We start from the raw sequence: 26,177 nt of genomic DNA, 5'->3' as shown, positions 1-26,177 counted from the left end.
GTGGCGCAGGGGAACGGCGTGGTCCGCGACCTTGCGCGCGGTGGTCCGTCTGTGCGTACGGTGGGCAGGTTCGCGCCGGGCTCGACCAGAGGGTCCACGGGTGCGACCGAGGTAGGGACCACACCATGTCCCGCACGCCACCGACCACCGCCGCCCAGGAGCCGGCCACGCTGCGTCGAGCCGTCGAGCACATCGAGGCGCACGCCGGCGAGGCACTGACGTTGGGCGAGATCGCCCGCACCGCGCGAGCGTCGCCCCGGGCCGTCCAGTACGCCTTCCGGCGCTACCGCGGGACCACGCCGACCGGGTACCTGCGCCGGGTCCGCCTGGAGGGGGCGCACCGCGACCTCGTGAGGGGTGACCCGACCACCGGCGACACCGTCGCCGCCATCGCCGCCCGGTGGGGCTTCGCGAAGGCAGGGCGCTTCTCCGCCCTGTACGCCGCGGCGTACGGACGACCACCCAGCCACACCCTTCGGCAGTGAGAGGCCCGAGGAGGCCACGATGAGCAACAGCCAGCCCCAGGTCGACCGCCGGCCCGACGAGCCGGGCCACGACGACCCCGACGCGAGCGGTCTGCCCGAGCGCATGGCCGAGGCGGCCCGGGACCTCCAGGTGCAGCAGGACCCGGCCGCCACCTACGCCGCGGCCACCCGCCTGGCGCACGACAACATCCTCGGGTGCCACGCGGCGAGCCTGTCGATGGTGCGGCGCTCGGGGAGCGACCGGATCGTCAACTTCGCCGCCACCCACCCCGGGGCCTCCCGCGCCGACGAGCTGCAGACCGAGCACTCCGAGGGGCCCTGCCTCGACTCCATCGTCGAGGCCGTCACCACCTACAGCCCCAGCCTCGCCCACGACCACCGGTGGCCACGCTGGGGTCCGGAGGTCGTCGAGCAGACGGGACTGCGCAGCGTGCTGTCGTTCCAGCTGTTCACCCACCTGGACACCCTCGGCGCGCTGAACCTCTACAGCCTCGACAAGGACGGGTTCGGCGCCGAGGACCAGCACGACGGTCAGGTCCTGGCCGCGCACGTCGCGATCGCCTTCGCCGCCGCGCAACGCATCGACGCCCTGGACCACGCCCTCAGCACCCGCACCGTCATCGGCCAGGCGACCGGCATCCTGATGGAGCGGTACCAGGTGAGCAGCGAGGTCGCCTTCCGCATCCTCGGCCGGATCTCCTCCCAGGAGGAACGGAAGATCCGCGACCTCGCCCGGGAGGTCGTCAGCACGGGACGGCTCCCCGGGCTGGACCACGCCGACCGGTCCTGACCGGCCCGGCCGGTCACCCGCAGGGGTGTGGTGGCGCCGCCCGGCGCGTCACTACGGTCGTTCGCGGCTCGGTGGGGCGCCCCCGAGGACCTCGGGGTCTGGTTGCGCCCCACCGGGCCGAGCCCCGTGGGCCCGCTCAGCCGTCGAACGGCACGAGCGGGAGTCCCGGCTCGACGACGACCGGCGTGCCCCGGGGGCCGGCCGCGGGGACCGAGCCCTCGCCTGGGAGCACGTGCACGACGACCACCGGGAAGGTCTCGCACTCGCCGAGGCCGATCGAGTGTATCGGCCCCCCGAGGCCGAGGGCGTGGGTCTGGTGGTCGCGGTCGGCGACCGCGACGACCGTGGAGACCCGGGTCACCTCGCCCGCGTCGAGCAGCGACCGGCAGCCGTACGGCGGGCCTGTGGTCGGAGCGGGGGTCGGGACCGCGGTCGGGACCGTCGTCGGCTCCGGGAGCGCCGATCCGGCGCCGGTGGTCCCCTCGGACGGCGCGGACGCCCCGGCCGGCGTCGGCTCGTCGCCGGGGAGGAACGACCAGAGCGACGCGACGACCACGACGGCGACCACCGTGAGCGCGACCACCCCCATGACGACGTCGCCCCGGTCCTCCCCGGGCGCCCGGTGCTCCATGGCGGGAGTATGCGGCACTGTGGGCCCGTGGCACACGACCTCCAGCCCCGCCCGTTCACGGTCGACGTCGGTGAGGAGGTGCTGGACGACCTGCGGGAGCGGCTGCGGCGCACCCGCTGGCCCGAGCAGGTCCCCGGCGTCGGCTGGGACCACGGCGCCGACCTGTCCGTCGTCCGCCGCCTCTGCGAGCACTGGGCGACGGCCTACGACTGGCGGGCGGCGGAGGCACGGCTCAACGCCCACCCGCAGGTGCTCGTCGCGATCGACGGCGTCGACGTGCACGCCCTGCACGTGCGGGGGCAGGGCCCGGCGCCCGTCCCCGTGCTCATGGTCCACGGCTGGCCCGGCTCGGTCTGGGAGTTCATGGACGTGATCGGCCCGCTGACCGACCCCGCGTCGTACGGCGGCGACCCCGCGGACGCCGTGGACCTCGTCGTCCCCTCGCTGCCCGGTTTCGGCTTCTCCTCCGCGCCGCGCGAGCGCGGCTGGAGCGCGACACGGATCGCCGACGCGCTCGACACCCTCATGCGGGGTCTCGGGTACGACGGGTACGTGGCCCAGGGGGGTGACTGGGGCGCCAACGTCTCGTCCCTCCTCGGTGCCCGGCACCCCGAGACCTGCCGGGCGCTCCACGTGACCATGCCGCTGGCGAGCCCGCCCGCCGACCCGTCGCCCGAGACCGAGCGGTGGGTGGCCGCGATGAAGGACTTCGGGGAGCGCGAGCGCGGCTACTCCGCCGTCCAGAGCACCAAGCCGGACTCCCTCACGCTGGCGCAGCACGACTCCCCGGCCGGGCTGGCGGCGTGGGTGCTGGAGAAGTTCCACGGCTGGTCGGACCTCGGCGGGCGGGACCTGCTCGACGTGTACGTCGTCGACGACCTCTGCTCGAACCTGATGCTCTACTGGGCCACCGGCGCCACCCCGAGCGCGGCCCGGATCTACCTCGAGAGCCGGAACGACCCCACCGACCGGGCCCGTCCGCCGGTGACGGTCCCGACGGGCGTCGCGCACTTCCCGGCCGAACCGTTCGCGGCGCCGCGGGAGGTGAGCGAGACCCGCTACCCGATCGACACCTGGACCGAGATGGACGCCGGAGGCCACTTCGCGGCCATGGAGGCCCCCGACGCGCTCGTGACCGACCTCCGCGCGTTCCTGCGGCGGCACCGGGAGCGCGTGCTCGCCTAGGAGGGTCCGGGCCGCGCGGGATGGTCCGCGCGGGATCGTCCGGGCGGGATGGTCCGGGCGGGTCCGCGCGTTGGGGACGGACGGCGCGATCCCGACGCGGGCGCGCACTCGGGTCGGTGGGGCGGTCGCGGGTGACGTGACCACCCAACGGGTACGCCGCCGGTGGACCATCGACCTGGAGGGAGGACGCGCCGTGCCGTGGTGGCTGCGCAAGGTGCCGGGCTTCCTCGTGGTCGGGGCCTGCTGCACCGTCGGCTACTTCACCCTCTACCTGCTGCTGCGGGGTCCGCTCGACGCCCAGTGGGCCAACGCCGTCGCGCTCGTCCTGTCCACCGTGGCCGACACCTGGGGCAACCGCCGGTGGACGTTCGGCGTCCGCGACCCCTCGACCGCCCTCTCGCACCAGGCGCTCGGCCTGGCCGTGCTCGCGCTCGGAGCCGTCCTGACGTCGGTGTCGCTCTGGTGGCTCTCGACCGTCGACCCGGACGCGAGCGCCGTCGCCGAGGTCGTCACGCTCGCCGTCGCGAACGGCGTCTCGGGCGCCGTCCGCTTCTTCGCGTACGCGCACGTGATGCAGACCGACCGGCCCGCGCGGGTGGTCTGAGCCTCCCGGGAGGCGTCGGTCTCCCGGGGTCGTCGCCCGCACTCCACCCCGCACTCCACCCTGGTCGACCAGATCAGGGCGCCGTGTGGCCGGCGGGGGAGCGGGTACGAGACGCGGCCCGTCGTCTTGACGGACGACCACCCGTGGACGAGAGGAGCCCGTCGGTGAGGACCCTGGAGGTGACCGCCGAGGTGGCGGTGCCCATCCGCACGGCGTACGACCAGTGGACGCGCTTCGAGAGCTTCCCGCGCTTCATGAGCACGGTGCGGGAGGTCGAGCAGGTGCGGCCCGCGGTGACCCGGTGGTTGATCGGGCTGGGGCCGGTGACCCGCGAGTTCCACGCCGAGATCCTCGAGCAGGAGCCCGACTCGCACATCTCCTGGCGCAGCTGGGACCGCCGCCTGCGCCACGCGGGGACGGTCTCGTTCACCCCGGTGGACCCCCAGCGGACCCTCGTGACGATCGCGGTGCGCTGCGCCACGTGGACCGGGCCGGGTGTCGTCACCCTCCCGCTCGTCCGACGCACGCTCGCCGCCGAGCTCGAGCACTTCCGGGTGTTCATCGAGGGCGTCGGTGACGCGGGCGAGACCTGGCGCGGCACCATCCACGACGGCCGCCTCAAGCACCTGAAGAACCAGCCCCCGACCGTCCCCGGTTGGCAGCACGGCTGACGGTCTCCTCCGTCCCGGTCACCACCGCACGGCCCCCACCGCGCGGCCCCCACCGCACGGCCCCCACCGCGCGGCCCCCACCGCACGGCCACCCATCGCGAAAGGCAGGCCCCCGCATGCGCACCCCCTCCCACGAGGAGACCCCCGGCGAGCTGACCCGGACCGAGCCGAAGGACTGGGCGGCCGGCGTCCCGGCGGTCCGCAAGGCCCTCGAGTACTCGCTGTCGGAGACGACGCCCCGCCGGACGGCGCTGACGCTGCTCACGATGAACCAGGTCACGGGCATCGACTGCCCGGGCTGCGCCTGGCCGGACCCGGCGCCGGGCAAGCGGCACGTCAACGAGTACTGCGAGAACGGCGCCAAGCACATCAACGACGAGGCGACGTCCAAGCGGGTCACCCGGGAGTTCTTCGCCCAGCACTCGGTGTCCGACCTGGCCCAGCGCTCCGACCAGTGGCTCAACGACCAAGGCCGTCTGACGGAGCCGATGCTGAAGCGGGCGGGGTCGGACCACTACGAGCCCGTCGCCTGGCGGGAGGCCATCGGCCTGCTCGCCGACGAGCTGCGCTCGCTCGACTCGCCCGACGAGGCGACGTTCTACACGTCGGGACGGGTGAGCAACGAGGCCGCGTTCCTCCTGCAGCTCTTCGCCCGGGCGTACGGCACGAACAACCTGCCGGACTGCTCGAACATGTGCCACGAGTCCAGCGGCGCCGCCCTCCACGAGACTCTCGGCACCGGCAAGGGCACGGTCACGCTGCTCGACCTGCAGCACGCCGACCTCGTGCTCCTCGTCGGGCAGAACCCCGGCAGCAACCACCCCCGCCAGCTCTCCGCACTGGAGGAGACCAAGCTGAACGGCGGGCGCATCGTCGCGATCAACCCGCTGCCCGAGGCGGGCCTGAAGCGGTTCAAGAACCCGCAGAAGCCTCGCGGCGTCGTCGGCCGCGGCGTCGACATCGCCGACCGCTTCCTCCAGGTCCGGATCGGCGGGGACCTCGCGCTGTTCCGCGCCCTCAACCGCCTCCTGCTCGAGGCCGAGGACGCCGCCCCGGGCACCGTCCTCGACCGCGACTTCATCGACACCTCCACCAGCGGCTTCGAGGCGTTCTCCGACCACGTCCGCTCGACCGACTGGGACCAGGTGCTCACCGACACCGGCCTGACCCGGGCCGAGATCGAGGGGCTGCGCGACGAGGTGCTGGCCAGCGACAGGGTCGTCGTCTGCTGGGCGATGGGCCTGACGCAGCACCGCCACGCCGTCCCCACGATCCGCGAGATCGTCAACTTCCTCATGCTCCGCGGCAACCTGGGCAAGCCCGGCTCGGGCGCCTGCCCGGTCCGCGGCCACAGCAACGTGCAGGGTGACCGCACCATGGGGATCTGGGAGAAGATGCCCGACGGGTTCCTCGACGCGATCCAGCAGGAGTTCGGGTTCGACCCGCCCCGCCACCACGGCGTCGACGCCGTCAAGGCCATCCACGCGATGCACGACGGTGACGTCAAGGTCTTCCTCGGGATGGCCGGCAACTTCGTCAGCGCGGCGCCGGACACGGCGTACACGGAGGAGGCGATGCGGCGCTGCCGCCTCACCGCGCACGTGTCGACGAAGCTCAACCGGTCGCACGTCGTCACCGGCGAGGCCGCGCTGATCCTGCCCACGCTGGGACGCACCGAGGTCGACGTGCAGGACGGCGGCCCGCAGTTCGTCACCGTCGAGAACTCGATGAGCGTCGTGCACCAGTCACGGGGCAAGCTCGAGCCGTCGTCCCGGCTGCTGCTCAGCGAGGTGGCCATCCTCTGCCGCCTGGCGCGGGCGACGCTCGGTCCCGACACCACGGTCCCGTGGGACACCTTCGAGGCCGACTACGGCGCGATCCGCGACCGGATCTCCCGCATCGTCCCCGGGTTCGGTGACTTCAACGCCCGCGTGGCCGAGCCCGGCGGCTTCGCCCTGCCCAACCCCGTCAACGAGGGCTTCTTCCTCACCGAGACCGGCACCGCGCAGTTCAGCGTCAACACCGGCGAGGCCCCGCACGCCCCGCCGGGCCACCTCGTGCTGCAGACGCTGCGCTCGCACGACCAGTGGAACACCATCCCCTACACCGACGACGACCGCTACCGCGGCATCCACGGCTCCCGGCGCATCGTCATGGTCAACGCCGACGACCTGACCGAGCTCGGCCTCGCCGAGGGCGACCTGGTGGACGTGGTCAGCGTCTGGGGGGACGGCGTCGAGCGGCGCGCGCCCGGCTTCCGGCTCGTCCCCTACCCGACGCCGCGGGGCTGCGCGGCGGCCTACTACCCGGAGACCAACGTCCTGGTCCCGCTCGACCATGTCGACGAGACCAGCGGCCAGCCGGCGTCGAAGAGCATCACGGTGCGGTTCGAACGGGTCTGAGCCGCCTCGGTCCCCGGCCGGGCGCCGGGGGTACCGGGGCGCCATGACCCACGAGGCCCTGCTGTCACGGCTGCTGGAGCGCCACGGGACGACGTACGCCGAGGAGGCCGGCATCACGCTGGACGACAAGCCGGCGCCGTTGTTCCAGCTGCTGGTGCTGTCCCACCTGCTGTCGGCCAACATCTCCGCCGACCTCGGGGTGCGGGCGGCGACGGCGATGCGGAAGACCTACCGCACCGCCGACGCGATGGCCGAGGCCGACGACGACGCGCGGCACGCGGTCCTGTCCGAGGCACGGTTCCTGCGCAAGCGGAAGACCGCCGAGCTGCTCGGCCGCACCGCGCGCGTGGTGGTCGACGACTACGACGGCGACCTGCGGCGCCTGCGGGACCGGGCGTACGGCGACCACGACGGGGTCGCCGCGCTCGTGCGCGAGATGCCCGGGATCGGCGAGGTCGGCGCCGACATCTTCTGCCGCGAGGTGCAGGCGGTGTGGCCCTCGCTGCGCCCGTGCAGCGACCCCCGCATGGCCGACGCCGCCCGTGACCTGGGTCTGCCGCACACCGCGCGGGGGCTCGCGGACGCCACCGGCTCCGACGACCTGTCCGTGGTCGGCGCGGCGCTGATCCGCTCGTCCCTGGCCGGCGACACCGAAGAGCTCCGCGCGGGCTGAGCCCCCTCGGGGGTGGGGGTGGCGACCGGTAGCGTCGCCGCATGCTGAGCCCCGCGGACCTCGACGCGCTCGACGTCCTGCTCGAGCCCACCGACCGGCTGCTGGCCGAGCGGTACCCGGGTGACGACGGCCGGCGACAGCCGGTCCACACCGTCTACGTGCCGGCCGACCGGTTCGACGCCGGGCTCGTCCGCGACTGGGGCGACCGTGCCCACCGGCTCGTCGACGAGCACGGCGGGTGGGACCGGCTCGCCGGTGAGCTCTGCCGCCCCGACCTCGCCGCCGGGCTGGCCCGCCGCGCCGCCGCCAAGATCCGCGCCGACCCGGTCGAGGACCTCCGCATCGACCTGGAGGACGGTTACGGGGTCCGCGACGACGCGACCGAGGACGCCGACGTCGTCGCCGCCGCCCGCGAGGTCGTCCGCGCCGCCGAGCACGGGATGCTGCCCGGCAGCGTCGGGCTGCGGGTCAAGTGCCTCGAGGCGCCCCTGCGGCGCCGCAGCATCCGCACGCTCGGCCTGTTCCTGACCACGGTCCTGGAGCACGGCGAGCTCCCGCCCGTCCTCGCGATCACCCTCCCGAAGGTGTCCACGGCGGCCCAGGTCGAGGCCTTCCGCCGGGTCTGCGAGCGCCTGGAGGCCTCCCTCGGGCTCGCCGAGCGGACGCTGCGCTTCGAGGTGCAGGTCGAGACGCCCCCCGTCGTCCTCGGCGCAGACGGCCGGGTGCCCCTCGCCGACTGCCTCACCGCGGGGGAGGGGCGGGTGAGTGCCCTGCACTACGGCACCTACGACTACAGCGCCTCGATCGGCGTCGCCGCCGGGGACCAGTCCCTCGAGCACCCCGCCGCCGACCTCGCGAAGGGCCTGATGCAGCTCGTCGTGGCCGGCACCGGCGTCCACCTCTCCGACGGCTCGACCAACGTCGTGCCCGCCGGGGACGACGCCCAGGTCCGCGAGGCGTGGGCGCTGCACCACCGGCTGGTCCGCCGCTCGCTGTCGTGGGGCGTCTACCAGGGCTGGGACCTCCACCCCGGGCACCTGCCCACCCGCTACCTCGCCACGTTCGGCTGGTACCGCGAGGGCTTCGACGCCGCCACCGACCGCCTCTCGGCCTACCTGGCGAGGGCCGGGGGCGCCGTCATGGACGAGCCCGCCACCGCCAAGGCCCTCAGCGGGTTCGTCGTCCGCGCCCTGCGGTGCGGCGCCGTCGACGCCGCCGAGGTCGACGCCCGCACCGGCCTCACCCCCGACCAGCTCGACGCCCTCGCCCGGACAGGAGCCCTCCCGTGACCCCGCCCGACCCGACGTACCACTCCCCGCGCGGCGGACTGCCGCCGCAGACGGACCTGCTGACCGACCGCGCCGTCTTCACCGAGGCGTACGCCGTCGTCCCGCGCGGGGTGCTGCGCGACATCGTCACCTCGGCCCTGCCCGGGTGGACCGGGATGCGGATGTGGGTGATCGCGCGTCCGCTGTCGGGCTTCGCCGAGACCTTCTCCCAGTACGTCGTCGAGGTCTCGCCGGGCGGGGGCAGCGACCGCCCCGAGACCGACCCGGCCGCGGAGGCGGTGCTGTTCGTGACCGAGGGTTCGGTCGACCTCACCGTCGACGGCGCCCGCCACGACCTCGGCGAGGGCGGCTACGCCTTCCTGCCGCCGGGCGCGGACTGGGCGCTCCACAACTCCGGCGGCGAGCGCGCCGTCCTCCACTGGATCCGCAAGGCCTACGAGCACGCCGAGGGCGTCGACGTCCCGGCGGCGTTCGTGACGAACGAGCGGGACGTCGTCCCGACGCCGATGCCCGACACCGACGGCGTGTGGGCCACGACCCGCTTCGTCGACCCGTCCGACGTCCGGCACGACATGCACGTCAACATCGTCACCTTCGAGCCCGGGGGAGTGATCCCCTTCCCGGAGACCCACGTGATGGAGCACGGGCTCTACGTGCTCGAGGGCAAGGCGGTCTACCGCCTCAACCAGGACTGGGTCGAGGTCGAGGCCGGCGACTTCATGTGGCTGCGCGCCTTCTGCCCGCAGGCCTGCTACGCCGGCGGGCCCGGCCGCTTCCGCTACCTGCTCTACAAGGACGTCAACCGCCACGCCCGGCTGTGGCACGGCCGATGACGGACCCCGCGCTCGACCTCGTCGTCCGTGGACGGCGGGTCGTCCTGCCGGACGGCGAGCAGCCCGCCGAGGTGGGCGTCGCCGCGGGACGCGTCGTCGCGGTCGAGCCGCCCGGCACCGGGCTGACGGCGACCACCGTGGTCGACCTCGCCGACGACGAGGTCCTGCTCCCCGGGCTCGTCGACGCGCACGTGCACGTCAACGAGCCCGGGCGCACGCACTGGGAGGGCTTCGCGACGGCCACCCACGCTGCCGCGGCGGGCGGCGTCACGACGATCGTCGACATGCCGCTGAACGCGGTCCCGCCGACCGTCGACGTCGCCGCGCTGGCGGTGAAGCGCGACGCCGCGGGCCCGCAGGTGCACGTGGACGTCGCGTTCTGGGGCGGCGCCGTGCCCGGCAACGCCGGCGACCTCGCCGGGCTGCACGCCGAGGGCGTCGTCGGGGTGAAGTGCTTCCTGCTCGACTCCGGCGTCGAGGAGTTCCCCGCGCTGCCGCCGACCGAGCTCGACGGGCACCTCACCGAGGTCGCCCGCCTCGGCTCGCTCATGATCGTGCACGCCGAGGACGCCGGCGAGATCGACCGCGCCCCGGCGCCGTCGGGGCCGGTGTACGGCGACTTCCTCGCCTCGCGGCCTCCCGTCGCGGAGGACGTCGCGATCGCCGGGCTCCTCGACGCCACCCGGCGGACGGGCGCGCGGACCCACGTCGTCCACCTCTCGGCGGCCGAGGCGCTGCCGCTGCTGCGGGCGGCGCGGGAGGAGGGCCTGGACGTCACCGCCGAGACCTGCCCGCACTACCTGACGCTGGCCGCGGAGGACGTCCCGGACGGTGCGACGGCGTACAAGTGCTGCCCGCCGATCCGGGAGGCGGCCAACGCGGACCTCCTGTGGGAGGCGCTGCTCGACGGCACCCTCGCCTACGTCGCCTCCGACCACTCGCCCGCCACCCCGGAGCTCAAGCAGCCGCCCGGCGGCGACTTCGGCGCGGCCTGGGGCGGGATCAGCTCCGTGCAGCTGATGCTGCCGGTGGTCTGGACCGAGGCCCGGCGTCGCGGCGTCGACCTCGCCCGGGTCGTGGGGTGGATGAGCGCCGCCCCCGCCGACCGCGTCGGCCTGCCCGGCAAGGGCCGGATCGCGCTGGACGCCGACGCCGACCTCGTCGTCCTCGCCCCCGAGGAGACCTTCACCGTCGACGCCACGCACCTGCGGCACCGCCACGCGGTCACGCCGTACGACGGGCGCACGCTGCACGGGGTCGTCCGGCGCACCTGGCTGAGGGGTGTCGAGGTCGAGGACGGGTCCGAGCCCCGGGGTCGGCTGCTGCGGCGGGGGACCCGCGTCGGCTGACGGGAAGCGGACCCCCGCTCGGCGTGTTGGGACAGGAGAGCGATCCCAGCGGACTCCCCAGCGAAGGAGCGTCATGAGTAAGGTCTGGTTCATCACCGGTGCGTCGAAGGGCTTCGGGCGCGAGTGGACGGAGGCCGCGCTCGAGCGCGGCGACCGCGTGGCCGCCACCGCCCGGCGACCGGAGACCCTGGACGCCCTCGTGGAGACGTACGGCGACGCCGTCCTGCCGCTGCAGCTGGACGTCACCGACCGCGCCGCCGACCTCGCCGCGGTCCAGAGGGCCGCCGAGCACTTCGGCCGCCTCGACGTCGTCGTCAACAACGCCGGCTACGGCCACTTCGGGATGGTCGAGGAGCTGACCGAGGACGAGTTCCGCGCCCAGATCGAGACCAACCTGTTCGGCGCGACCTGGGTGACCCAGGCGGCGCTGCCGATCCTGCGCGAGCAGGGCTCCGGCCACGTCGTCCAGGTCTCGAGCATCGGCGGGATCAGCGCGTTCCCGACCGTCGGCGCCTACCATGCGTCGAAGTGGGCGCTGGAGGGTCTGTCGCAGTCCCTCGCGCAGGAGGTCGCCGGGTTCGGCATCCACGTCACGCTGGTCGAGCCGGGTGGTTTCTCCACCGACTGGTCCGGCCCGTCGGCGACGCGCAGCGAGGAGATCGCCGCCTACGCCGACGTCCGTGAGGCCGCGTCGAAGCGCCCCACCGCCAACGACCCGGGTGACCCGCGGGCGACCCGCGCGGCGATCCTCGCGGTCGTCGACGCCGAGCAGCCGCCGCTGCGCGTCTTCTTCGGCCGCGTGCCCCTCGACATCGCCACGAAGGACTACGAGTCGCGCCTGGAGACCTGGCGCGCGTGGCAGCCCGTCGCCCTCCAGGCGCACGGCGGCGACGCCGCGGCGTCCGCCTGAGGCTCGGATCCCGTTCGCCGCCCTCCGGCGGCCACCCGCCTGGCGTGGTGAGCCGCAGGCGCCGGCCCACCACCCACCCCGCACCACCCGACAGGAGGACGCCGATGACCGGCACCGTCACGCAGGACGCCCCCGCCCTCGAGCACGTCTACGCCGACCTGCTGCCCGAGCTGGCGAAGCCGTGGCAGGCGGCGCCCGCGCCCGACCCGTCGCTCGTCGTCCTCAACGAGCCGCTGGCGGCGGAGCTCGGTCTGGACGCCGACTGGCTGCGCAGCCCCGACGGCCTCGCCTTCCTCGTCGGCGCCCAGGTGCCGGACGGCGCGACGCCGGTCGCGATGGCGTACGCCGGGCACCAGTTCGGTGGGTTCTCCCCGCTGCTGGGCGACGGCCGGGCGCTGCTGCTCGGCGAGCTGCGCGACGCCGGGGGCCGGCTGCGCGACGTCCACCTCAAGGGGTCGGGCCGGACGCCGTTCGCCCGCGGCGGTGACGGGCTCGCCGTCCTGGCGCCGATGCTGCGCGAGTACGTGGTGTCCGAGGCGATGCACGCGCTCGGCGTCCCCACGACACGGTCGCTGGCCGTGGTGACGACCGGCCGCGACGTCGCCCGCGACGGCGGGGCGTTCCCCGGCGCGCTGCTGGTCCGGGTCGCGAGCAGCCACCTCCGGGTCGGCACGTTCCAGCTCGCCCGGACCACCGACGACGCCGACCTGCTGCGCCGGCTCGCCGACCACGCCATCGCCCGCCACCACCCGGCCGCCGCCGACGCGGGGCCGGACGGGGCGCCGTACGTCGCCCTGTTCGAGGCCGTCCGCGACGCCCAGGCGCGGCTGGTGGCGCAGTGGATGGGCGTCGGCTTCGTGCACGGCGTGATGAACACCGACAACGTGACCATCTCGGGGGAGACGATCGACTACGGCCCGTGCGCCTTTCTCGACGCCGAGGACCCCGCCACCGTCTTCAGCTCGATCGACCACGGCGGCCGCTACGCCTTCGGCAACCAGCCCGGCGTCACCGCCTGGAACCTCGCCCGCCTCGCCGAGGGGCTGCTGCCGCTCGTCGACGCCGACACCGACCGGGCCGTGGAGACGGCCACCGCCTCGCTGCAGGGCTTCGCGCCGTCGTACGCCGCCGCGTGGACCGACGAGCTCCGTCGCAAGCTGGGGCTGGCGGGCGTCGAGGCGGCCACCGACGAGGTCGTCGCCCCGTTGGGCGAGCGGCTCGTGGAGATCATGCAGGCCACCCCGGTGGACCACACCGGCTTCTGGCGCGACCTGGCCGCCGCCGCCCGCGGCGACGCCGGGCCCGCCCGCGACCGGGTGCTCGACCTCGAGGGCTTCGACGCCTGGGTCGAGCAGTGGCGCGCGCTCGGCCCCGACGCCGACGCGATGGACCGGGTCAACCCCGTCCATGTGCCCCGCAACCACCTCGTCGAGGAGGCCCTCGACGCGGCGACCGCGGGTGACCTCGACCCGCTGCACGCCCTGCTCGCCGCCGTCACCCAGCCGTACGACGAGACCGGGGTCGACGAGCGCTACCGCCGCCCGGCGCCGGAGGGCTTCGGCGCGTACACGACGTACTGCGGGACCTGAGTGACCGATCGGTGTCGCTCAGCGACACCGATCGGTCACTAGGGCGTCAGGGGCTACTCCGCGGCGGGGACGATGCGCATGTCGCGGACGGCGCCGCCGTCGAGGGCGTCGAGCGCGGCGGCGTACTCCGCGGAGTCGTGCGCCGCGACGGCGGCCTCCACGGAGTCGAACTCGATGACGACGGTGCGCAGCTCCTGGCCGGCCTCGTAGACCTGCTCGGGGGTGCCGCGGACCACGAAGCGGCCGCCCGCCGCCTTGAGGGCGGGTCCGGCGAGCTCGGCGTACGCCGCGACCTTGTCGGGGTCGGTGACGTCGCGGTACATGGCGATCCAGTAGGCGGTCATGGCCTCATCCTGCCGTGGGCGCCGGACCGATGCCGAGCAGCGTCCGCGCCTCGGTGAGCGAGGCGGGGTGGTCGCCGACCGACTCGACCAGCGCGACGGCCTCCGCCAGCAGCTCGGCGTTGGACGGCGTCCGCGGGCCGGCGTGGTCCTCCAGCCCGACACGCAGGTGGCCGCCGCGCTCCAGCGCGTACGCCGCCAGGCCGCAGGCGACGACGTCCCCGCCCAGCACGGCCACCGACCACGGCAGGCCCGACGGCTCGAGCAGCTCGAGGTAGGCGTCTAGGCCGGTGCGCGTGGGCGGCAGCCCGAAGGCGAGGTCGCCGCCGAAGTACAGCTTCACGATCGCCCCGTCCGGCACGCGCCCCGCGCGGTGCCAGGCCAGGGTGGTGCGCAGGAAGCCCGGCTCGAAGATCGAGATGCTCGGCGCCGCGCCGAGCTCGCCGGTACGACGGAACATGTGGGCCAGGTCGGCGTAGGAGTTCTGGTACGGCCCCGGCGCCGCCGCGTCCGGCACCTCGCCGTCCTCGGTCAGGCCCACGTTGACCGAGCCGGGGTCGACGAGGGTCAGCCCGCCGAGGCCCCGGCGGGCGAGCTCCTCGACGTGCGCCCAGCGGTCCTCGACGGCGATGCCGCGCGCCCCGGCGGCCATGGTCGGGTAGAGCAGCGCGTCGGGGTGCCGCTCGACGACCGGCGTCCAGGCCTCGACGTACGGCGCGACGTCGTGCACGCCGGTCTCGGTGAACATCGTGTCGTCGGTGTGGTGGTGCACGATCGCGGCGCCGTGGCCGATGGCGTCGAGCGTCGCGGCGGTGACCTCGGACGGCGTCCGCGGCACGTGCGGGTTGGCGGAGCGGGGCGTCGCGCCGTTGAGGGCGACCTCGAGGACCACGGGGCGGCTCACCCGCGACACCGTAGTCCGGCGAGACTGGTCCCATGCGCTTCACCGAGAGGGAGATGACCGTCGGGGTCAAGGCGGTCGCCCAGCAGCTGATGGTCGCGACGAAGCCCTTCGCCCGCGGCAGTGTCGAGGAGCGGTGGGAGCGGCTGACGCCGATGCAGCGCTACGAGAAGCTCGCCGCCGCGGGCGAGCTGGTGCTGCCGGTGCTCGTCGCGCTGCCCGACCGGCCCACGGTGGGGGCGAGCCCGCAGTTCACCACCGAGGAGTGGGAGACGGCCGCCACCGAGGCGCAGCGCTCCGCGGCCGAGCAGCGCTCACCCGGCTCGTGGGACTCGCTGAGCGAGCGCAAGCGCCGCGGCGCCGTCGCGGTCGTCGTCCGCCTCGGGCGCGTGGCCGTCGAGGCCATGCCGATCCGCCAGGACCCCGACGCCATCGTCGTGCCCGACCACCTCTGAGCACGTCCGCCCCCGGTCCCGCGCAGGCCCGGGTGTGGCCACCGCCCCGAGCGGGCAGGAGGCCGGGGCCCGGGGTCCGCCCGCACCGGACCCCGGGGTGCGGCATCCTGGCAGGCGCCCGAGACGAGGAGACCCGATGTCACGCACGACCGCCCGGTCGACCACCCCGACCTCCAGGACGGCGTCCGCCGTCGTCGCCGTCGTGCTCTCGGCCGGGCTGCTGAGCGGGTGCGGCGCGATCAGCGGCGCCTTCGGGGGCAACGACACCGAGAGCTACTGCGAGGACCTCCAGGCCGCGCAGGAGCAGGGTGACGAGCTCGCCGGGGACGGCGAGTCGACACCCGACCCGCAGGCGCTCGAGGACTCCGTCGAGGCGACCCGTGGCCTCGCCGACTCGGCGCCCGACGAGGTGGCCGACGACTGGGCGGTCGTCGACGAGAACCTCGACCAGCGTGAGCAGGTGCTCGACGAGGCGGGCCTGACGTACGGCGACCTCGCCCAGATCGGTCCCGACGGCGAGCTGCCCGAGGGCGTCAGCGAGCAGGACGTGCAGGAGGTGGGCCGGGAGCTCCAGGCGCTCAACACGGCCGAGTTCCAGGAGGCCAACGAGAACATCTCGGCCCACGCCCGCGACGAGTGCGACCTGGAGCTGCCGCAGCTGCCGTCCTGACGCGCCCGGAGGGGGAGCCCTCAGCCGGTGGCCCGCGCCGCGTCGGCGACGACGGCGTCCACGACCCCCGCGGCGTCGCGGGCGAGGCGGGGGAAGCCCAGGAACCCGTGCGGCATGCCCGGGGCGTCGACGACCTCCACCACCGTGCCGGCCGCGGCCAGCGCGTCGGCGTACGCCGCGGCGGCGTCGCGCAGCGGGTCGTGCCCGGCGAGCACGACGCACGTCGGGGGCAGTCCCCGGGCCTCGGCCAGGGCGGGGGAGCACCGCGGGTCGGCCGCGTCGCCCCGGGGCCCGAGGTAGGCGTCGCGGAACCACCGCAGCGCGGCGGCGGAGCCGATCGCGGCGGCGTGGTGCTCGGCGTACGACGCGGTGCGGGCGAGCGCCTCGGTGAGGTCGACGGGCGGGTAGAGCAGCGACTGGTGGACGACGCGAGCCCCACCGGGCAGCCCCTCGTCGACGGCACGGCGGGCCGTGACGGCCGCGAGCGTGCCGCCGGCGCTCTCGCCGAGCAGGCAGGTGCGAGCCGCGTCGGCACCGAGCGCGGCGGCGTGCCCGACCGCCCACCCGAGGGCGTCCCAGGCGTCGTCGACGGCGGCGGGGAAGGGGTGCTCTGGGGCGAGGCGGTAGTCGGGGGCGACGACGACCGCGTCGAGGTCGCGGGCCACCCGGCCGTGCAGCCAGTCCTGCTGACGGGCGCTGCCGAGGACGAAACCGCCGCCGTGCAGCGCCAGCACGAGGGCTCGGCGCGGCGAGGTGCCGGCGGGGGTGTAGAGCCGCAGCGGCAGCGCCCCGTGGTGGTCGGTGGTGACCACGACGCCCGCGGGCACGCGGCCGACCACGAGACCGGCCAGGGCGGCGACGGCGCCGGACTCCGGCAGCGGCCGTGCCCGCAGCCGGGCCAGGCGGGCGTCGTCCAGCCGGGCGGCCCGGAGCGCGGGCACGGTCCGGAAGGCGCGCGCGACGAGCCGGGCCCCCGGCGGCATGGGCTCGCTCACGCCGCCGACCGTACGGCGATCCGCGGCGTCAGGCCATGAAGCCGACATCCTCGGGCTGGAAGCCGGGGAACACCGCCGAGGTGGAGGTGTCGAAGCGGCGGCGCAGCACCTCGGACAGGACGCTGCGGTAGTCGGTGGTGACGGTGAGGTCGGCGTCCAGGGAGTTCTGCAGGCCCGGCCAGCGCCCGTAGTACTTCCCGCCCTTGACCCCGGCGCCCGCCACGAACATGACGTTGCCGTAGCCGTGGTCGGTGCCCCACGACGAGTTCTCCTTCACCCGGCGGCCGAACTCGCTGAGGGTCACGAGGGTGACGTTGTCGGCGAGCGGTCCGAGGTCGGTGAAGAAGGCGGCGATCGCGTCGCCGAGCTCGGTGACGTTCGCCTTCATGCGGCCCCAGGACATGTTGCCCATGTCGGTGTGCATGTCCCAGTCGCCCTGGTCGACGGTCACGGCCTCGACGCCGACGTTGCCGCGCAGGATGCGGGCGACCTCGCCGAGCGCGGTGCCGAGGTCGCTGCGCGGGTAGGTCGCGCCGTTGCGCGGGCCCTCGGCGACGCCGAGCACGGGCTCGAAGGCGTCGATGGCGGCGAAGCTGGAGCGGACGTTGCGGCCGAGCAGCGACATGTCGCGGTTCCACAGCTTCTGCAGCGAGCGGCGGCGGCCGTCGTTGACGGCGTACTGGTCGTCGCCGGCGAGCTTGACGGCGCTGGCGGCGCGGGCGGACATCACCTGGTGCGGCCCGTACATCGAGGTCGGCGGGACGCCGCCGCCGACGTGCATGCCCTGCAGCGGGGAGGTGTTCGAGTCGAGGCCGAGGAACCGGTTCAGCCAGCCGGTGCGGGCCGAGGAGCCCGGGTCCGCGTCCTCGATCTCCTCCATCGCGAAGAAGTGGGAGCGGTTCGGCGCGGGCATGCCGGTGGCGTGGATGGCGGCGAGCTTGCCGGAGCGCCACATCGGCTGCAGGGCCTTGAGGCCCGGGTGGAGGCCGAAGAAGTCGTCGCGCTCCAGGAGGGTGTCCTTGGGGACGTTGATCCGCGGGCGGGCGGCGTAGTACGCCGGGTCGCCGTGCGGGACGACGATGTTGAGGCCGTCGGCGGCGCCCCGCAGGGACAGCAGCACGAGGGTGCCGCGGGCCGGTGCGCCCCACGAGGCGGCGGCGGGCCGGGCGCTCGTGGTGACCACGGCCGACCCGAAGGTCGCGGTGGCGCCGAGCAGGGCGGCGCCGCGGATCAGGCCGCGGCGCGACATGCCGGCGTACTCGTCGCAGCAGGACGTGGCGGGGGAGGCGGTGACGGTCATGAGGGGGGTCCGTTTCGGCGCGGCCGGTGGCGGGGCCACCGGTGGGGAGGGGGTCCGAGAGGAGCGGTCGTGCGGAGGGAGCGGGACGTGTGGCTCAGCGGGTCAGGTGGGCCGGGGAGTCCAGGACCGTGGCGAGGACGCGGTGCATGTTCCACTTCACGAGGCCGTGGTCGGCGTGGATCATCTCGGCGGGCGTCAGGTCGACCGACAGGCAGCAGGCCTCGAGCAGCGCCGCGGTCGAGGGGCGGTGCAGCAGCATGCGCGAGAGGTAGTCGACGAGCATGTCGAAGCGCATGCGCTTGCGGGGCAGCCAGGCGCTCTTGGGGCGGTAGGTGACGTCCTTCTTCGGCCACCAGCCGCCCGAGAGCGTGTAGTGGGTGTCGAACGACGCGAGGATGCGGGACGGGGAGCTCCAGGCCTCGCTGGTCAGCGGCGGACCGTCGGGCTGCGGCCACGACACCGGGGTCTGGCCGAGGTTGGAGACCTGCCAGAGCATCGCGTTGACCGCGGAGTCGGAGGCGGTCGGACGAGCGACCTTCATCTGCAGGACGCGGTAGGTGGCGACGAGGTCCTCACCCGGGTCGCGGACCTTCTTGCCGGCGGAGCGCTTGAACTCATCGCTGGCGACCAGCGCCCGCAGGACGGGTGCGATCGCGGTGCCGTTGCGCAGGTACACGTCGGCGAGCTGCGACACCAGGGCCTCGGAGGGGGTGTCGGACACGAACTTCACGGCGAGCTTGCGGGCGACCCGGGCGGCGGTGGAGGGGTGCTTGGCGAGGTAGCTGAGGTAGCGGCGGACGACGGCGCGGCCGTCGGGGTCGCGGTTGTCGTCGGTGAAGTCCATGACCTGCACGCGGCCGGTCCAGTGCTCCTCGGGGCGGTAGCTCGCCGTCCAGGTGCGCCACATGTCGACCCAGTAGCCGGTGAGGATGCGCGCGGAGCTCTTGACGTCGTCCTCGTCGTAGACCCCGCGGCCGACGGTGTGCAGCTCGAGCAGCTCGCGGCCGAGGTTCTCGTTGGGCGCGGACTTCGACGACTTCGCGTTGTCGAGGAACATGCCCATCGCCGGGTGGACGGTGACCGCCTGCAGGAGGTCCTCGAAGGTGCCGAGGGCCCGGGCGCGGATGGTGTCGCCGTAGTTCTTGCGGAAGGTGAAGACACCGTCGCCGAAGACCGGGACGTTGAAGTGGTTCTCCCAGAACTCCGTCATGACCTCGGCGAGCTGGCGCTGCGAGTAGGTGCGCCGCATCAGCAGCCAGCGCTGGTAGGACTGCATGACCTCCCAGCCGCCCTCGAGGGTGCCCTGGCTGCGCTCCCACAGCTTGGGCGCGTCGTACGACAGGGACGGCCACCAGCCCTCGAGCGCGGCGGCCGTGCCGTCGGCGACGCCGGACGGGTCGAGCTGGCGCTCGAACCACGCCTGTGCGCCACCGGCCTTGCGGACCTGGTTCGCCAGCGCGGGCGTCACGCCGTAGGAGAACCGGGAGACGAGGTGACGCTCGGCCTCCGGCAGGAGCTGCACGCCGGTGAACGACGCCGGGGTGTAGCGCACCCCGGCCGCCTGCGCCGGCGCGGTCACGGCGCCCGCGGCGGCCGCCGCTGTGCCGGCGCCGACACCCGCGAGGAGGGTGCGTCGGCGGGGGGCGGCGGTCATGGTGCTCATACCCGAGAAGGTAGGGCGCCGCAAGGTCGTGTGTTGCGGTTTTTACTCAAGAAGTCCGCAAGCGACACACGCCCGTCACGGGGTCTGGCGTCCATGGTGCCGAGTCGGCAGGTCTGCGCGGCTGACGGGGGTCGAGTCGGCACGTCCGCGCACGTGTGGGGACGGCGCCGGTCGCCCCGGCGTCCGTGGTGCGCCGCGTGCCGGGCCCGCGGGCGTCCCGCACGTCGGGGACGGCAGCGTGAGGGGCGCGCCGTAGGGTGCTGCCGTGCCAGATGAGCGACGGGAGGAGGCGATCCGCACGCGACGCGTGTGGACGGTGCCGAACGTCCTGAGCATGCTCCGCCTGGCGGCCCTGCCCCTGTTCCTCTGGCTGGTGCTGGGCCCCGAGGCCGACGGCTGGGCGCTGGTGGTGCTCATGCTGTCGGGCGTCACCGACTACCTGGACGGCTACCTCGCGCGCCGGCTCGGGCAGTACTCGACGGTGGGGGAGATCCTCGACCCGGTCGCCGACCGGCTCTACATCCTCGCCGTGATCATCGGGCTGGCGCTGCGCGACGTGATCCCCTGGTGGGTGGCGGTCGCCCTGCCGCTGCGCGACCTGCTCCTGTGGGGACTGGTGCCGATCCTGCGCACCCGGGGCTACAGCTCGCTGCCGGTGCACTTCCTCGGCAAGGCGGCGACGTTCAACCTCCTCTACGCCTTCCCGCTGCTGCTGCTCGGCGAGGGGGACGGCGTGGTCGCCACGATGGCGCTCGTCTTCGGCTGGGCCTTCGCCGTCTGGGGCATCGGCCTGTACTGGTGGGCCGGCGTCCTCTACGCCTGGCAGGTCAGGAAGCTCCTCGCGACCACCGAGCGCCGGGTGGTGCCGCGTGGCTGAGCCGACCGCGTCGCCGGGGCCGACCCGGCACCGGGCACCCCACCGGGCGCCCCACCTGCCGCACCGCCCGGAGCGTGCCGAGCGCCCGCCGCGCGACGACGTCCCGGCGCCGCCGCTGCCCGCCCACGTCACCACCCCGCTGCTGGACCTGCTGACCGCCCAGGCCCTCGACGAGGACTACGCCGTCGCCGCCCGCCGTCGTGCGGAGGCGGCCGCCGCGACCTCCGAGGACGACGGCGGGACCGCGGACGCCGGGCCGCCACGACGCCGGGCCGGTCTCCCGGCGCTGGTGGCGGTGGCCGTCCTCGGCATGCTGATCACCGTCGCGGCCGTCGAGACCGACCGCGGCCGCGGCGCCCAGGAGTCCGACCGCGCCGGGCTCATCGAGGAGGCCGAGCTGCGCCGCGACGCCCTCGGCGAGCAGCAGGACCGGCTGGCCGAGCTCCGCGACGCCAACGTCACCGACGCCGCGGCGCTCGCCGACCTCACCGCGACCGAGGAGTCGTTCGACACCCGCCTCGCCCGGCTCCGCTCGGTCACCGGGTACGGCGCCGTCACGGGACCGGGCGTCCGCCTGACCTTCGAGGACCCGCCGGACGGCGACCCCGCAGACGACATGACGCAGGTCCTCGACGGCCTGTGGAACGCCGGGGCCGAGGCCGTCGCCATCAACGGGCGCCGGATCGGGACCCTGACCCGCGTCGCCAGCACCGGACCCGCCGTGAGCCTCGACGGCCGCAGCCTCGACCCGCCGTACGTCGTCGAGGCGATCGGCGACCCGCAGACGATGCCGGCCCGGTTCGCCGAGTCGTCGTCCGGCGCGGAGTTCACCCAGCTCTCGGAGCTGCTGTTCTTCGACGTGCAGCTGGAGACCGTCGACGAGCTCGAGCTGCCCGCCGCCTCGCTGCCGCCGGGTCTCGACCTCGGCGCCGACGACGAGCGCGAGCTGCCGGAGAGGAGCACCCCGTGATCGCCGTCCTCGGCCTGCTGGTCGGCATCGTCCTCGGGCTGGTGCTGACCCCCGACGTGCCCCTCGGGCTCGAGCCGTACCTGCCGATCGCGGTCGTCGCCGCCCTCGACGCGGCCTTCGGCGGCCTGCGTGCCTTCCTTGACGGGATCTTCGACGACAAGGTCTTCGTCATCTCGTTCGTCTCGAACGTCGTCATCGCCGCCGCGATCGTGTACGTCGGCGACCGGCTCGGTGTCGGCGGCCAGCTCTCGACCGGGGTCATCGTCGTCCTCGGCATCCGGATCTTCTCCAACGTCGCGGCCATCCGCCGTCACCTCTTCCATGCCTGAGCGGGACCCGCAGGACCCCGGCCCCGGCACCGCGCAGGACGGGCGCGACCGGCTCAGGGAGGCGTTCCGCCGCCCGGGCCGCGGCCAGGTCGTGGTCGCCGTGCTGCTGGCCGCCGTGGGCTTCGGCGCCGTCACCCAGGTCAGCGCGACCGAGAGCGACGACACGTACGCCGGCTACCGCCAGCAGGACCTCATCGACGCGCTGTCCGGCCTGGCCGGGGCCTCGGAGCGGGCCCGGTCGGAGATCCAGCGCCTCGAGGAGCAGCGGCGCGACCTCCTCGACCGCGGCGAGCGGCGCCGGGCCGCCCTCGACCAGGCCCGCCAGGAGGCCGACGACCTCACCGTGCTGGCCGGTCTCGTGCCCGTCTCCGGGCCCGGGCTGAGGATCACGATCGAGGGCACCGTCAGCATCAACTCGATGCTCGACCTGGTCCAGGAGCTGCGCAGCGCCGGCGCGGAGGCCATCGAGGTCGACTCGCAGGTGCGGCTGGTCGTGTCGTCGGCCTTCGAGGCGACCGAGGAGGGCCTCGTCGTGGACGGCGTGCTGCTCGAGTCGCCGTACGTCGTCGACGTCATCGGGGAGCCCTCGGCGCTGCGCGGCGCCCTCAGCTTCCCCGGCGGTCCGGAGGACTCGATCGAGGAGGACGGCGCCACGACCGTCGTCGAGCAGCCGGAGACGGTCGAGGTGGAGGCGGTCGTCGAGGACGCCGCGCCCGACCTCGCCGAGCCCGTGGAACCCGGGGAGTAGGCACGGCCGCCGCCGAGTACGCTCGGCGCCCATGAGCCAGACCCCACCGGACCTGCACTACACGCCGGAGCACGAGTGGGTCGCGGACCCCGACGGCGACGGAGCGGTGCGCGTCGGGATCACCGACTTCGCGCAGGGCGAGCTCGGCGACATCGTGTACGTCGACCTCCCCGAGGCCGGCACCGAGGTCCACGCCGGCAGCACCTGCGGCGAGCTCGAGTCGACCAAGTCGGTCAGCGACGTCTACGCCCCCGTCTCGGGGACCGTCACGGCCGTCAACCCGGCGCTCGAGGCGACCCCCGAGCTGGTGAACTCCGACCCGTACGGCGAGGGCTGGCTGTTCGAGGTCCGACCCGACGACGCGGACGCGGTCGGCGCCCTGATGGACGCCGCGGCGTACTCGGCGAGCCTCGAGTCCTGACTGATAGGTTCGGCACCCACCGCGGTCGGAGGACCGTGGGGAGGGCGCACGACCACCCACGTCCGGCCTGAGACCGGCGAGACGCAGCACCGGAGGGATGCACCAATGCCGTTCTGCACAGCCTGCGGAAGGCAGAACCCGGACGACGCCCGGTTCTGCGCCCAGTGCGGCACCCGGCTGGCGACCGACGTCACCTCGACCGGCAGCTCGCCGGCGGTCGAGCCCACGGACGCCACCGCGACCATCACGTTCGGAGCCCCCGAGAAGGAGAGCTCCGACCGCCAGCTCAGCCCGGTCGACGCCGCGGCCGTCGACGCGCTCCCGCCGGGCCACGCCCTGCTCGTGGTGCAGCGCGGGCCGGGGGCGGGCAGCCGCTTCCTGCTCGACCAGGACCTGGTCAACGCGGGGCGTCACCCGGAGAGCGAGATCTTCCTCGACGACGTCACCGTGTCCCGTCGCCACGCGGAGTTCCGCCGCGGCGCGGGCACCTTCACCGTCAGCGACGTCGGCAGCCTGAACGGCACCTACGTGAACCGCGACCGCATCGACGAGCTCGCGCTCACCGACGGCGACGAGGTGCAGATCGGCAAGTACCGCCTCGTCTTCTTCGCCGGCCACCAGCAGGGCTGACCCGCACGATGCCGGTCCACTCGGCCGACCCCTCCGGGGCCGCGACACCGGCTGCCCGGATGACGATCGGGCAGGTGCTCGATCTGCTGCGCCCGGACTTCCCGGGCGTGACGATCCCGAAGATCCGCTTCCTGGAGGACAAGGGGCTGATCAAGCCGGAGCGGACCGCCGCGGGCTACCGGAAGTTCTCCAGCGACGACGTCGACCGGCTGCGCTACGTGCTGCGGATGCAGCGCGACCACTACCTGCCGCTGCGGGTCATCGGGGAGCAGCTCGACGCCATCGACCGCGGCCTCGAGCCGCCGGAGCCGGAGGCCGTGACCCCCACCGTGCCCGTCGTGGCGCTCGGCGAGGACGGCCTGCCGTCGCCGGAGGCCTTCACCCGCAACGACGGGCTGCGCCTGTCGCGGCGTGAGCTGCTGAAGGTCGCCGAGGTGGACGAGGAGCTCCTGGTCGCCCTGGAGCAGTACGGCCTCCTCGCCCCCGTCACCGGCACCACCCACTACGACACCGACGCCCTGCTGGTGGCGCGCACGGCGCGCGACCTCGCGGCGTACGGCGTGCAGCCGCGGCACCTGCGCGCCTTCCGCACCGCCGCCGACCGCGAGATCGGGCTCGTCGAGCAGGTCATCGCGCCCGTCCGCGCCTCCCGCGACGCCGGTGCACGGCAGCGCGCGGAGGAGACGCAGGGCCAGGTCGCGGCGCTCTCGGTGCGGTTGCACGCGACGCTGGTCCGCGCGGGCCTGCGCCGCTCCTGAGCCTGCCCCGAACCCGCCGTCCGGCTTGCTCGGCCGGGAGTAGGGTGAGGACGTGCGCGAGGTCGATGTCATCGGAGTCCGGGTCGAGATGCCCTCGAACCAGCCGATCGTGCTGCTTCGCGAGGTCAGCGGCGAGCGGTACCTGCCCATCTGGATCGGGGCCGTCGAGGCCACCGCCATCGCGTTCGCGCAGCAGGGCGTCGTCCCGCCGCGCCCGCTGACGCACGACCTGCTGAAGGACGTGCTCGAGGCCACCGGCAGCCCGCTCACCGAGGTCCGCATCGACGACATGCGCGACGGCGTCTTCTACGCCACGCTCGTGCTGGACGGCGGCACCGAGGTCAGCGCCCGCCCGTCCGACTCGATCGCCCTGGCGCTGCGCACGGGCACCAAGATCGTCTGCGCCGACTCCGTGCTCGAGGAGGCCGGCCTCGCCGTCCCCGCCGAGCAGGAGGACGAGGTCGAGAAGTTCCGCGAGTTCCTCGACCAGGTGACCCCGGAGGACTTCGAGTCCTGAGCCGCGCGGGGGTCGGGTCCCGGGTCGGTCCTGGGGCAAATCCCCACGGTCACACGGTGGGTCGACGCCTCCCACGACGAATTCGTCGTGAGGAGTGACGAACGATCTACCTACCGTGGGAATTCGACCGCCCGCGCGCACGTGCGGACCAGCCCTCACCCTCAACTCGAAGGTGAGACTGTCGCTCGACACACCGGGTGTCGCGTTGACCGGCCCGGGAGCCCGGCCTACCGTGAACTGTCTCCGTTGAAACTCCACCGTTGTGGTCAGCCCCCTCGCTGATCCCTCACGCGGTCCTCGGGAGTGGCATCGAGCGGAGCGGACGATGGAGGACCCCCGTGGGTAGCAAGGACCAGCCGGCCGACCGGCACGACGACCCGGCCGAGATCGTGAAGGCCACCCAGGCCGCCGACGAGCAGGGGCTTCTCTTCACCGACGACGTGTCGCCGCTGCCCAGCGACACCGGCTACCGCGGACCGACCGCGTGCAACGCCGCGGGCATCACCTACCGCCAGCTCGACTACTGGGCGCGCACCGGCCTGGTCGAGCCGACCGTCCGCGGGGCGAAGGGGTCCGGCTCGCAGCGGCTCTACTCGTTCCGCGACATCCTGCTGCTGAAGGTCATCAAGCGGCTCCTGGACGCCGGCATCTCGCTGCAGCAGATCCGCTCCGCCGTCCAGCACCTGCGCGAGCGGGGCACCGACGACCTGACCCAGGTCACGCTGATGAGCGACGGCGCCTCGGTCTACGAGTGCACCTCCGACCACGAGGTCATCGACCTCCTCCAGGGCGGGCAGGGCGTCTTCGGCATCGCGATCGGCGGGGTGTGGCGCGAGATCGAGGGGACGCTCGCCGACCTCCCGAGCGAGCGCACCGCCGCCGACGACGAGGCCGACACCCCGGCGGCCCCGGCGGCCGACGACGAGCTGGCCCGGCGCCGCGCCGCCCGCGCCACGGGCTGACCAGGACCCTCCACGACGCGGGACGCACCCGCGAGGAACCACGACCACGCGCCGCCCCGGTGTAACCTGGGCGGCGCTGGTGATCCCGCACGGGAGAGTCGCCGCACGACCGCGAGGGCGTACGGCGCGCCGAAGGGGCAATTCCTCCCCGGAACCTCTCAGGCACCCGGACCGTGCGGACCAGGCAGCTCTGGAGCAGCCCCGACGCACCACCGGGGCGGTGACAGAG

At 74.3% G+C, this 26,177-nt stretch carries 29 protein-coding genes and 1 riboswitch; of the genes, 23 read left to right on the top strand and 6 right to left on the bottom strand.

Translation table 11 applies throughout. The features are described from left to right. Positions 1–125: 125 nt before the first annotated feature. Positions 126–485, top strand: coding sequence for a helix-turn-helix domain-containing protein (locus MJ876_RS10730; protein WP_240236273.1), 360 nt, complete (start codon positions 126–128; stop codon positions 483–485). A gap of 19 nt (positions 486–504) precedes the next feature. Then, positions 505–1,275: a GAF and ANTAR domain-containing protein gene (locus MJ876_RS10725; RefSeq protein WP_240236272.1), complete on the top strand. Its 771-nt coding sequence runs from the start codon at positions 505–507 to the stop codon at positions 1,273–1,275. 136 nt (positions 1,276–1,411) lie between these two features. Here MJ876_RS10725 and MJ876_RS10720 read toward each other — a convergent pair whose 3' ends face one another. After that, entirely contained in the window at positions 1,412–1,906 is a 495-nt protein-coding gene (locus MJ876_RS10720; protein WP_240236271.1) for a hypothetical protein, read from the bottom strand. Between the two features lie 27 nt (positions 1,907–1,933). Between MJ876_RS10720 and MJ876_RS10715 the strand changes: the two genes are divergently transcribed. The 10 genes from MJ876_RS10715 to MJ876_RS10670 all read left to right on the top strand — a co-directional run bounded on the left by MJ876_RS10715 (position 1,934) and on the right by MJ876_RS10670 (position 13,411). Further along, positions 1,934–3,091 carry an epoxide hydrolase family protein gene (locus MJ876_RS10715; protein ID WP_240236270.1) on the top strand — a complete coding sequence of 386 codons (1,158 nt, stop codon included), beginning with the start codon at positions 1,934–1,936 and terminating at the stop codon, positions 3,089–3,091. A 136-nt stretch (positions 3,092–3,227) separates the two neighbouring features. Beyond that, positions 3,228–3,695: a GtrA family protein gene (locus tag MJ876_RS10710; RefSeq protein WP_240236269.1), complete on the top strand. Its 468-nt coding sequence runs from the start codon at positions 3,228–3,230 to the stop codon at positions 3,693–3,695. Positions 3,696–3,859: 164 nt separating this feature from the next. Beyond that, a complete protein-coding gene (locus MJ876_RS10705) occupies positions 3,860–4,366 on the top strand; it encodes an SRPBCC family protein (RefSeq protein WP_240236268.1) in 507 nt (168 codons plus the stop codon). Positions 4,367–4,482: 116 nt separating this feature from the next. Beyond that, complete coding sequence (locus tag MJ876_RS10700) at positions 4,483–6,768, top strand: FdhF/YdeP family oxidoreductase (protein WP_240236267.1); 2,286 nt, start codon at positions 4,483–4,485, stop codon at positions 6,766–6,768. 43 nt (positions 6,769–6,811) lie between these two features. Then, entirely contained in the window at positions 6,812–7,441 is a 630-nt protein-coding gene (locus MJ876_RS10695) for an endonuclease (protein ID WP_240236266.1), read from the top strand. A gap of 41 nt (positions 7,442–7,482) precedes the next feature. Next, the gene (locus MJ876_RS10690) at positions 7,483–8,730 is read left to right on the top strand and encodes an aldolase/citrate lyase family protein (protein ID WP_240236265.1); all 1,248 of its coding nucleotides are present in this window, start codon (positions 7,483–7,485) and stop codon (positions 8,728–8,730) included. After that, the gene (locus MJ876_RS10685; protein WP_240236264.1) at positions 8,727–9,563 is read left to right on the top strand and encodes a bifunctional allantoicase/(S)-ureidoglycine aminohydrolase; all 837 of its coding nucleotides are present in this window, start codon (positions 8,727–8,729) and stop codon (positions 9,561–9,563) included. Before MJ876_RS10690 ends, MJ876_RS10685 begins: the two co-directional genes overlap by 4 nt. Continuing rightward, positions 9,560–10,912: an allantoinase AllB gene (gene allB, locus MJ876_RS10680; protein WP_240236263.1), complete on the top strand. Its 1,353-nt coding sequence runs from the start codon at positions 9,560–9,562 to the stop codon at positions 10,910–10,912. Before MJ876_RS10685 ends, allB begins: the two co-directional genes overlap by 4 nt. Positions 10,913–10,985: 73 nt before the next feature. Beyond that, the gene (locus tag MJ876_RS10675) at positions 10,986–11,822 is read left to right on the top strand and encodes an SDR family oxidoreductase (protein ID WP_240236262.1); all 837 of its coding nucleotides are present in this window, start codon (positions 10,986–10,988) and stop codon (positions 11,820–11,822) included. 104 nt (positions 11,823–11,926) lie between these two features. Beyond that, the gene (locus MJ876_RS10670) at positions 11,927–13,411 is read left to right on the top strand and encodes a YdiU family protein (RefSeq protein ID WP_240236261.1); all 1,485 of its coding nucleotides are present in this window, start codon (positions 11,927–11,929) and stop codon (positions 13,409–13,411) included. 53 nt (positions 13,412–13,464) lie between these two features. Here the strand turns inward: MJ876_RS10670 and MJ876_RS10665 are convergent, their stop codons facing one another. Both MJ876_RS10665 and MJ876_RS10660 read right to left on the bottom strand, forming a co-directional pair. After that, positions 13,465–13,755, bottom strand: a complete 291-nt coding sequence (locus MJ876_RS10665) for a DUF1330 domain-containing protein (protein ID WP_240236260.1) — start codon at positions 13,753–13,755, stop codon at positions 13,465–13,467. 4 nt (positions 13,756–13,759) lie between these two features. Next, positions 13,760–14,656 (bottom strand): 3-keto-5-aminohexanoate cleavage protein, encoded by an 897-nt coding sequence (locus MJ876_RS10660; protein WP_240236259.1) that lies wholly within the window; start codon positions 14,654–14,656, stop codon positions 13,760–13,762. Between the two features lie 32 nt (positions 14,657–14,688). On the opposite strand from MJ876_RS10660, the gene MJ876_RS10655 reads away from it, so the two are divergent. Both MJ876_RS10655 and MJ876_RS10650 read left to right on the top strand, forming a co-directional pair. Next, entirely contained in the window at positions 14,689–15,108 is a 420-nt protein-coding gene (locus MJ876_RS10655) for a hypothetical protein (protein ID WP_240236258.1), read from the top strand. A 136-nt stretch (positions 15,109–15,244) separates the two neighbouring features. After that, complete coding sequence (locus MJ876_RS10650; protein WP_240236257.1) at positions 15,245–15,778, top strand: hypothetical protein; 534 nt, start codon at positions 15,245–15,247, stop codon at positions 15,776–15,778. 20 nt (positions 15,779–15,798) lie between these two features. Here the strand turns inward: MJ876_RS10650 and MJ876_RS10645 are convergent, their stop codons facing one another. The 3 genes from MJ876_RS10645 to MJ876_RS10635 all read right to left on the bottom strand — a co-directional run bounded on the left by MJ876_RS10645 (position 15,799) and on the right by MJ876_RS10635 (position 19,736). Then, positions 15,799–16,773, bottom strand: a complete 975-nt coding sequence (locus MJ876_RS10645) for an alpha/beta hydrolase fold domain-containing protein (protein ID WP_240236256.1) — start codon at positions 16,771–16,773, stop codon at positions 15,799–15,801. A gap of 28 nt (positions 16,774–16,801) precedes the next feature. Next, the gene (locus MJ876_RS10640) at positions 16,802–18,073 is read right to left on the bottom strand and encodes a DUF1501 domain-containing protein (protein ID WP_240236255.1); all 1,272 of its coding nucleotides are present in this window, start codon (positions 18,071–18,073) and stop codon (positions 16,802–16,804) included. Positions 18,074–18,167: 94 nt separating this feature from the next. Beyond that, complete coding sequence (locus MJ876_RS10635; protein ID WP_240236254.1) at positions 18,168–19,736, bottom strand: DUF1800 domain-containing protein; 1,569 nt, start codon at positions 19,734–19,736, stop codon at positions 18,168–18,170. Positions 19,737–20,001: 265 nt separating this feature from the next. Here MJ876_RS10635 and MJ876_RS10630 point away from each other — a divergent pair, with 265 nt between their 5' ends. From MJ876_RS10630 to MJ876_RS10590, 9 genes are all read left to right on the top strand, one after another. Then, on the top strand, positions 20,002–20,613 hold the full coding sequence (locus tag MJ876_RS10630) for a CDP-alcohol phosphatidyltransferase family protein (protein ID WP_308192591.1): 612 nt from the start codon (positions 20,002–20,004) through the stop codon (positions 20,611–20,613). Further along, a complete protein-coding gene (locus tag MJ876_RS10625) occupies positions 20,606–21,583 on the top strand; it encodes a DUF881 domain-containing protein (RefSeq protein ID WP_240236253.1) in 978 nt (325 codons plus the stop codon). Before MJ876_RS10630 ends, MJ876_RS10625 begins: the two co-directional genes overlap by 8 nt. After that, positions 21,580–21,912 carry a small basic family protein gene (locus MJ876_RS10620; RefSeq protein WP_240236252.1) on the top strand — a complete coding sequence of 111 codons (333 nt, stop codon included), beginning with the start codon at positions 21,580–21,582 and terminating at the stop codon, positions 21,910–21,912. The genes MJ876_RS10625 and MJ876_RS10620 overlap by 4 nt, the downstream gene beginning before the upstream one ends. Beyond that, the gene (locus MJ876_RS10615; protein ID WP_240236251.1) at positions 21,905–22,660 is read left to right on the top strand and encodes a DUF881 domain-containing protein; all 756 of its coding nucleotides are present in this window, start codon (positions 21,905–21,907) and stop codon (positions 22,658–22,660) included. Before MJ876_RS10620 ends, MJ876_RS10615 begins: the two co-directional genes overlap by 8 nt. Before the next feature lie 31 nt (positions 22,661–22,691). Beyond that, positions 22,692–23,081 (top strand): glycine cleavage system protein GcvH, encoded by a 390-nt coding sequence (gcvH, locus tag MJ876_RS10610; protein ID WP_240236250.1) that lies wholly within the window; start codon positions 22,692–22,694, stop codon positions 23,079–23,081. Between the two features lie 105 nt (positions 23,082–23,186). Beyond that, entirely contained in the window at positions 23,187–23,711 is a 525-nt protein-coding gene (locus MJ876_RS10605; RefSeq protein WP_240236249.1) for an FHA domain-containing protein, read from the top strand. A 59-nt stretch (positions 23,712–23,770) separates the two neighbouring features. Beyond that, complete coding sequence (locus MJ876_RS10600; RefSeq protein WP_240236248.1) at positions 23,771–24,469, top strand: MerR family transcriptional regulator; 699 nt, start codon at positions 23,771–23,773, stop codon at positions 24,467–24,469. Positions 24,470–24,521: 52 nt separating this feature from the next. After that, the gene (locus MJ876_RS10595) at positions 24,522–24,986 is read left to right on the top strand and encodes a bifunctional nuclease family protein (RefSeq protein WP_240236247.1); all 465 of its coding nucleotides are present in this window, start codon (positions 24,522–24,524) and stop codon (positions 24,984–24,986) included. 338 nt (positions 24,987–25,324) lie between these two features. Then, positions 25,325–25,948 carry a MerR family transcriptional regulator gene (locus MJ876_RS10590; protein ID WP_374202468.1) on the top strand — a complete coding sequence of 208 codons (624 nt, stop codon included), beginning with the start codon at positions 25,325–25,327 and terminating at the stop codon, positions 25,946–25,948. An 80-nt stretch (positions 25,949–26,028) separates the two neighbouring features. Further along, positions 26,029–26,132, top strand: a riboswitch (glycine riboswitch). The last annotated feature ends 45 nt before the right edge of the window (positions 26,133–26,177 follow it).

The sequence above is a fragment of the Nocardioides sp. CFH 31398 genome, from assembly GCF_022436705.1.
Taxonomy (GTDB): domain Bacteria; phylum Actinomycetota; class Actinomycetes; order Propionibacteriales; family Nocardioidaceae; genus Nocardioides.
This window is presented reverse-complemented; position numbering and strand designations above follow the sequence as displayed.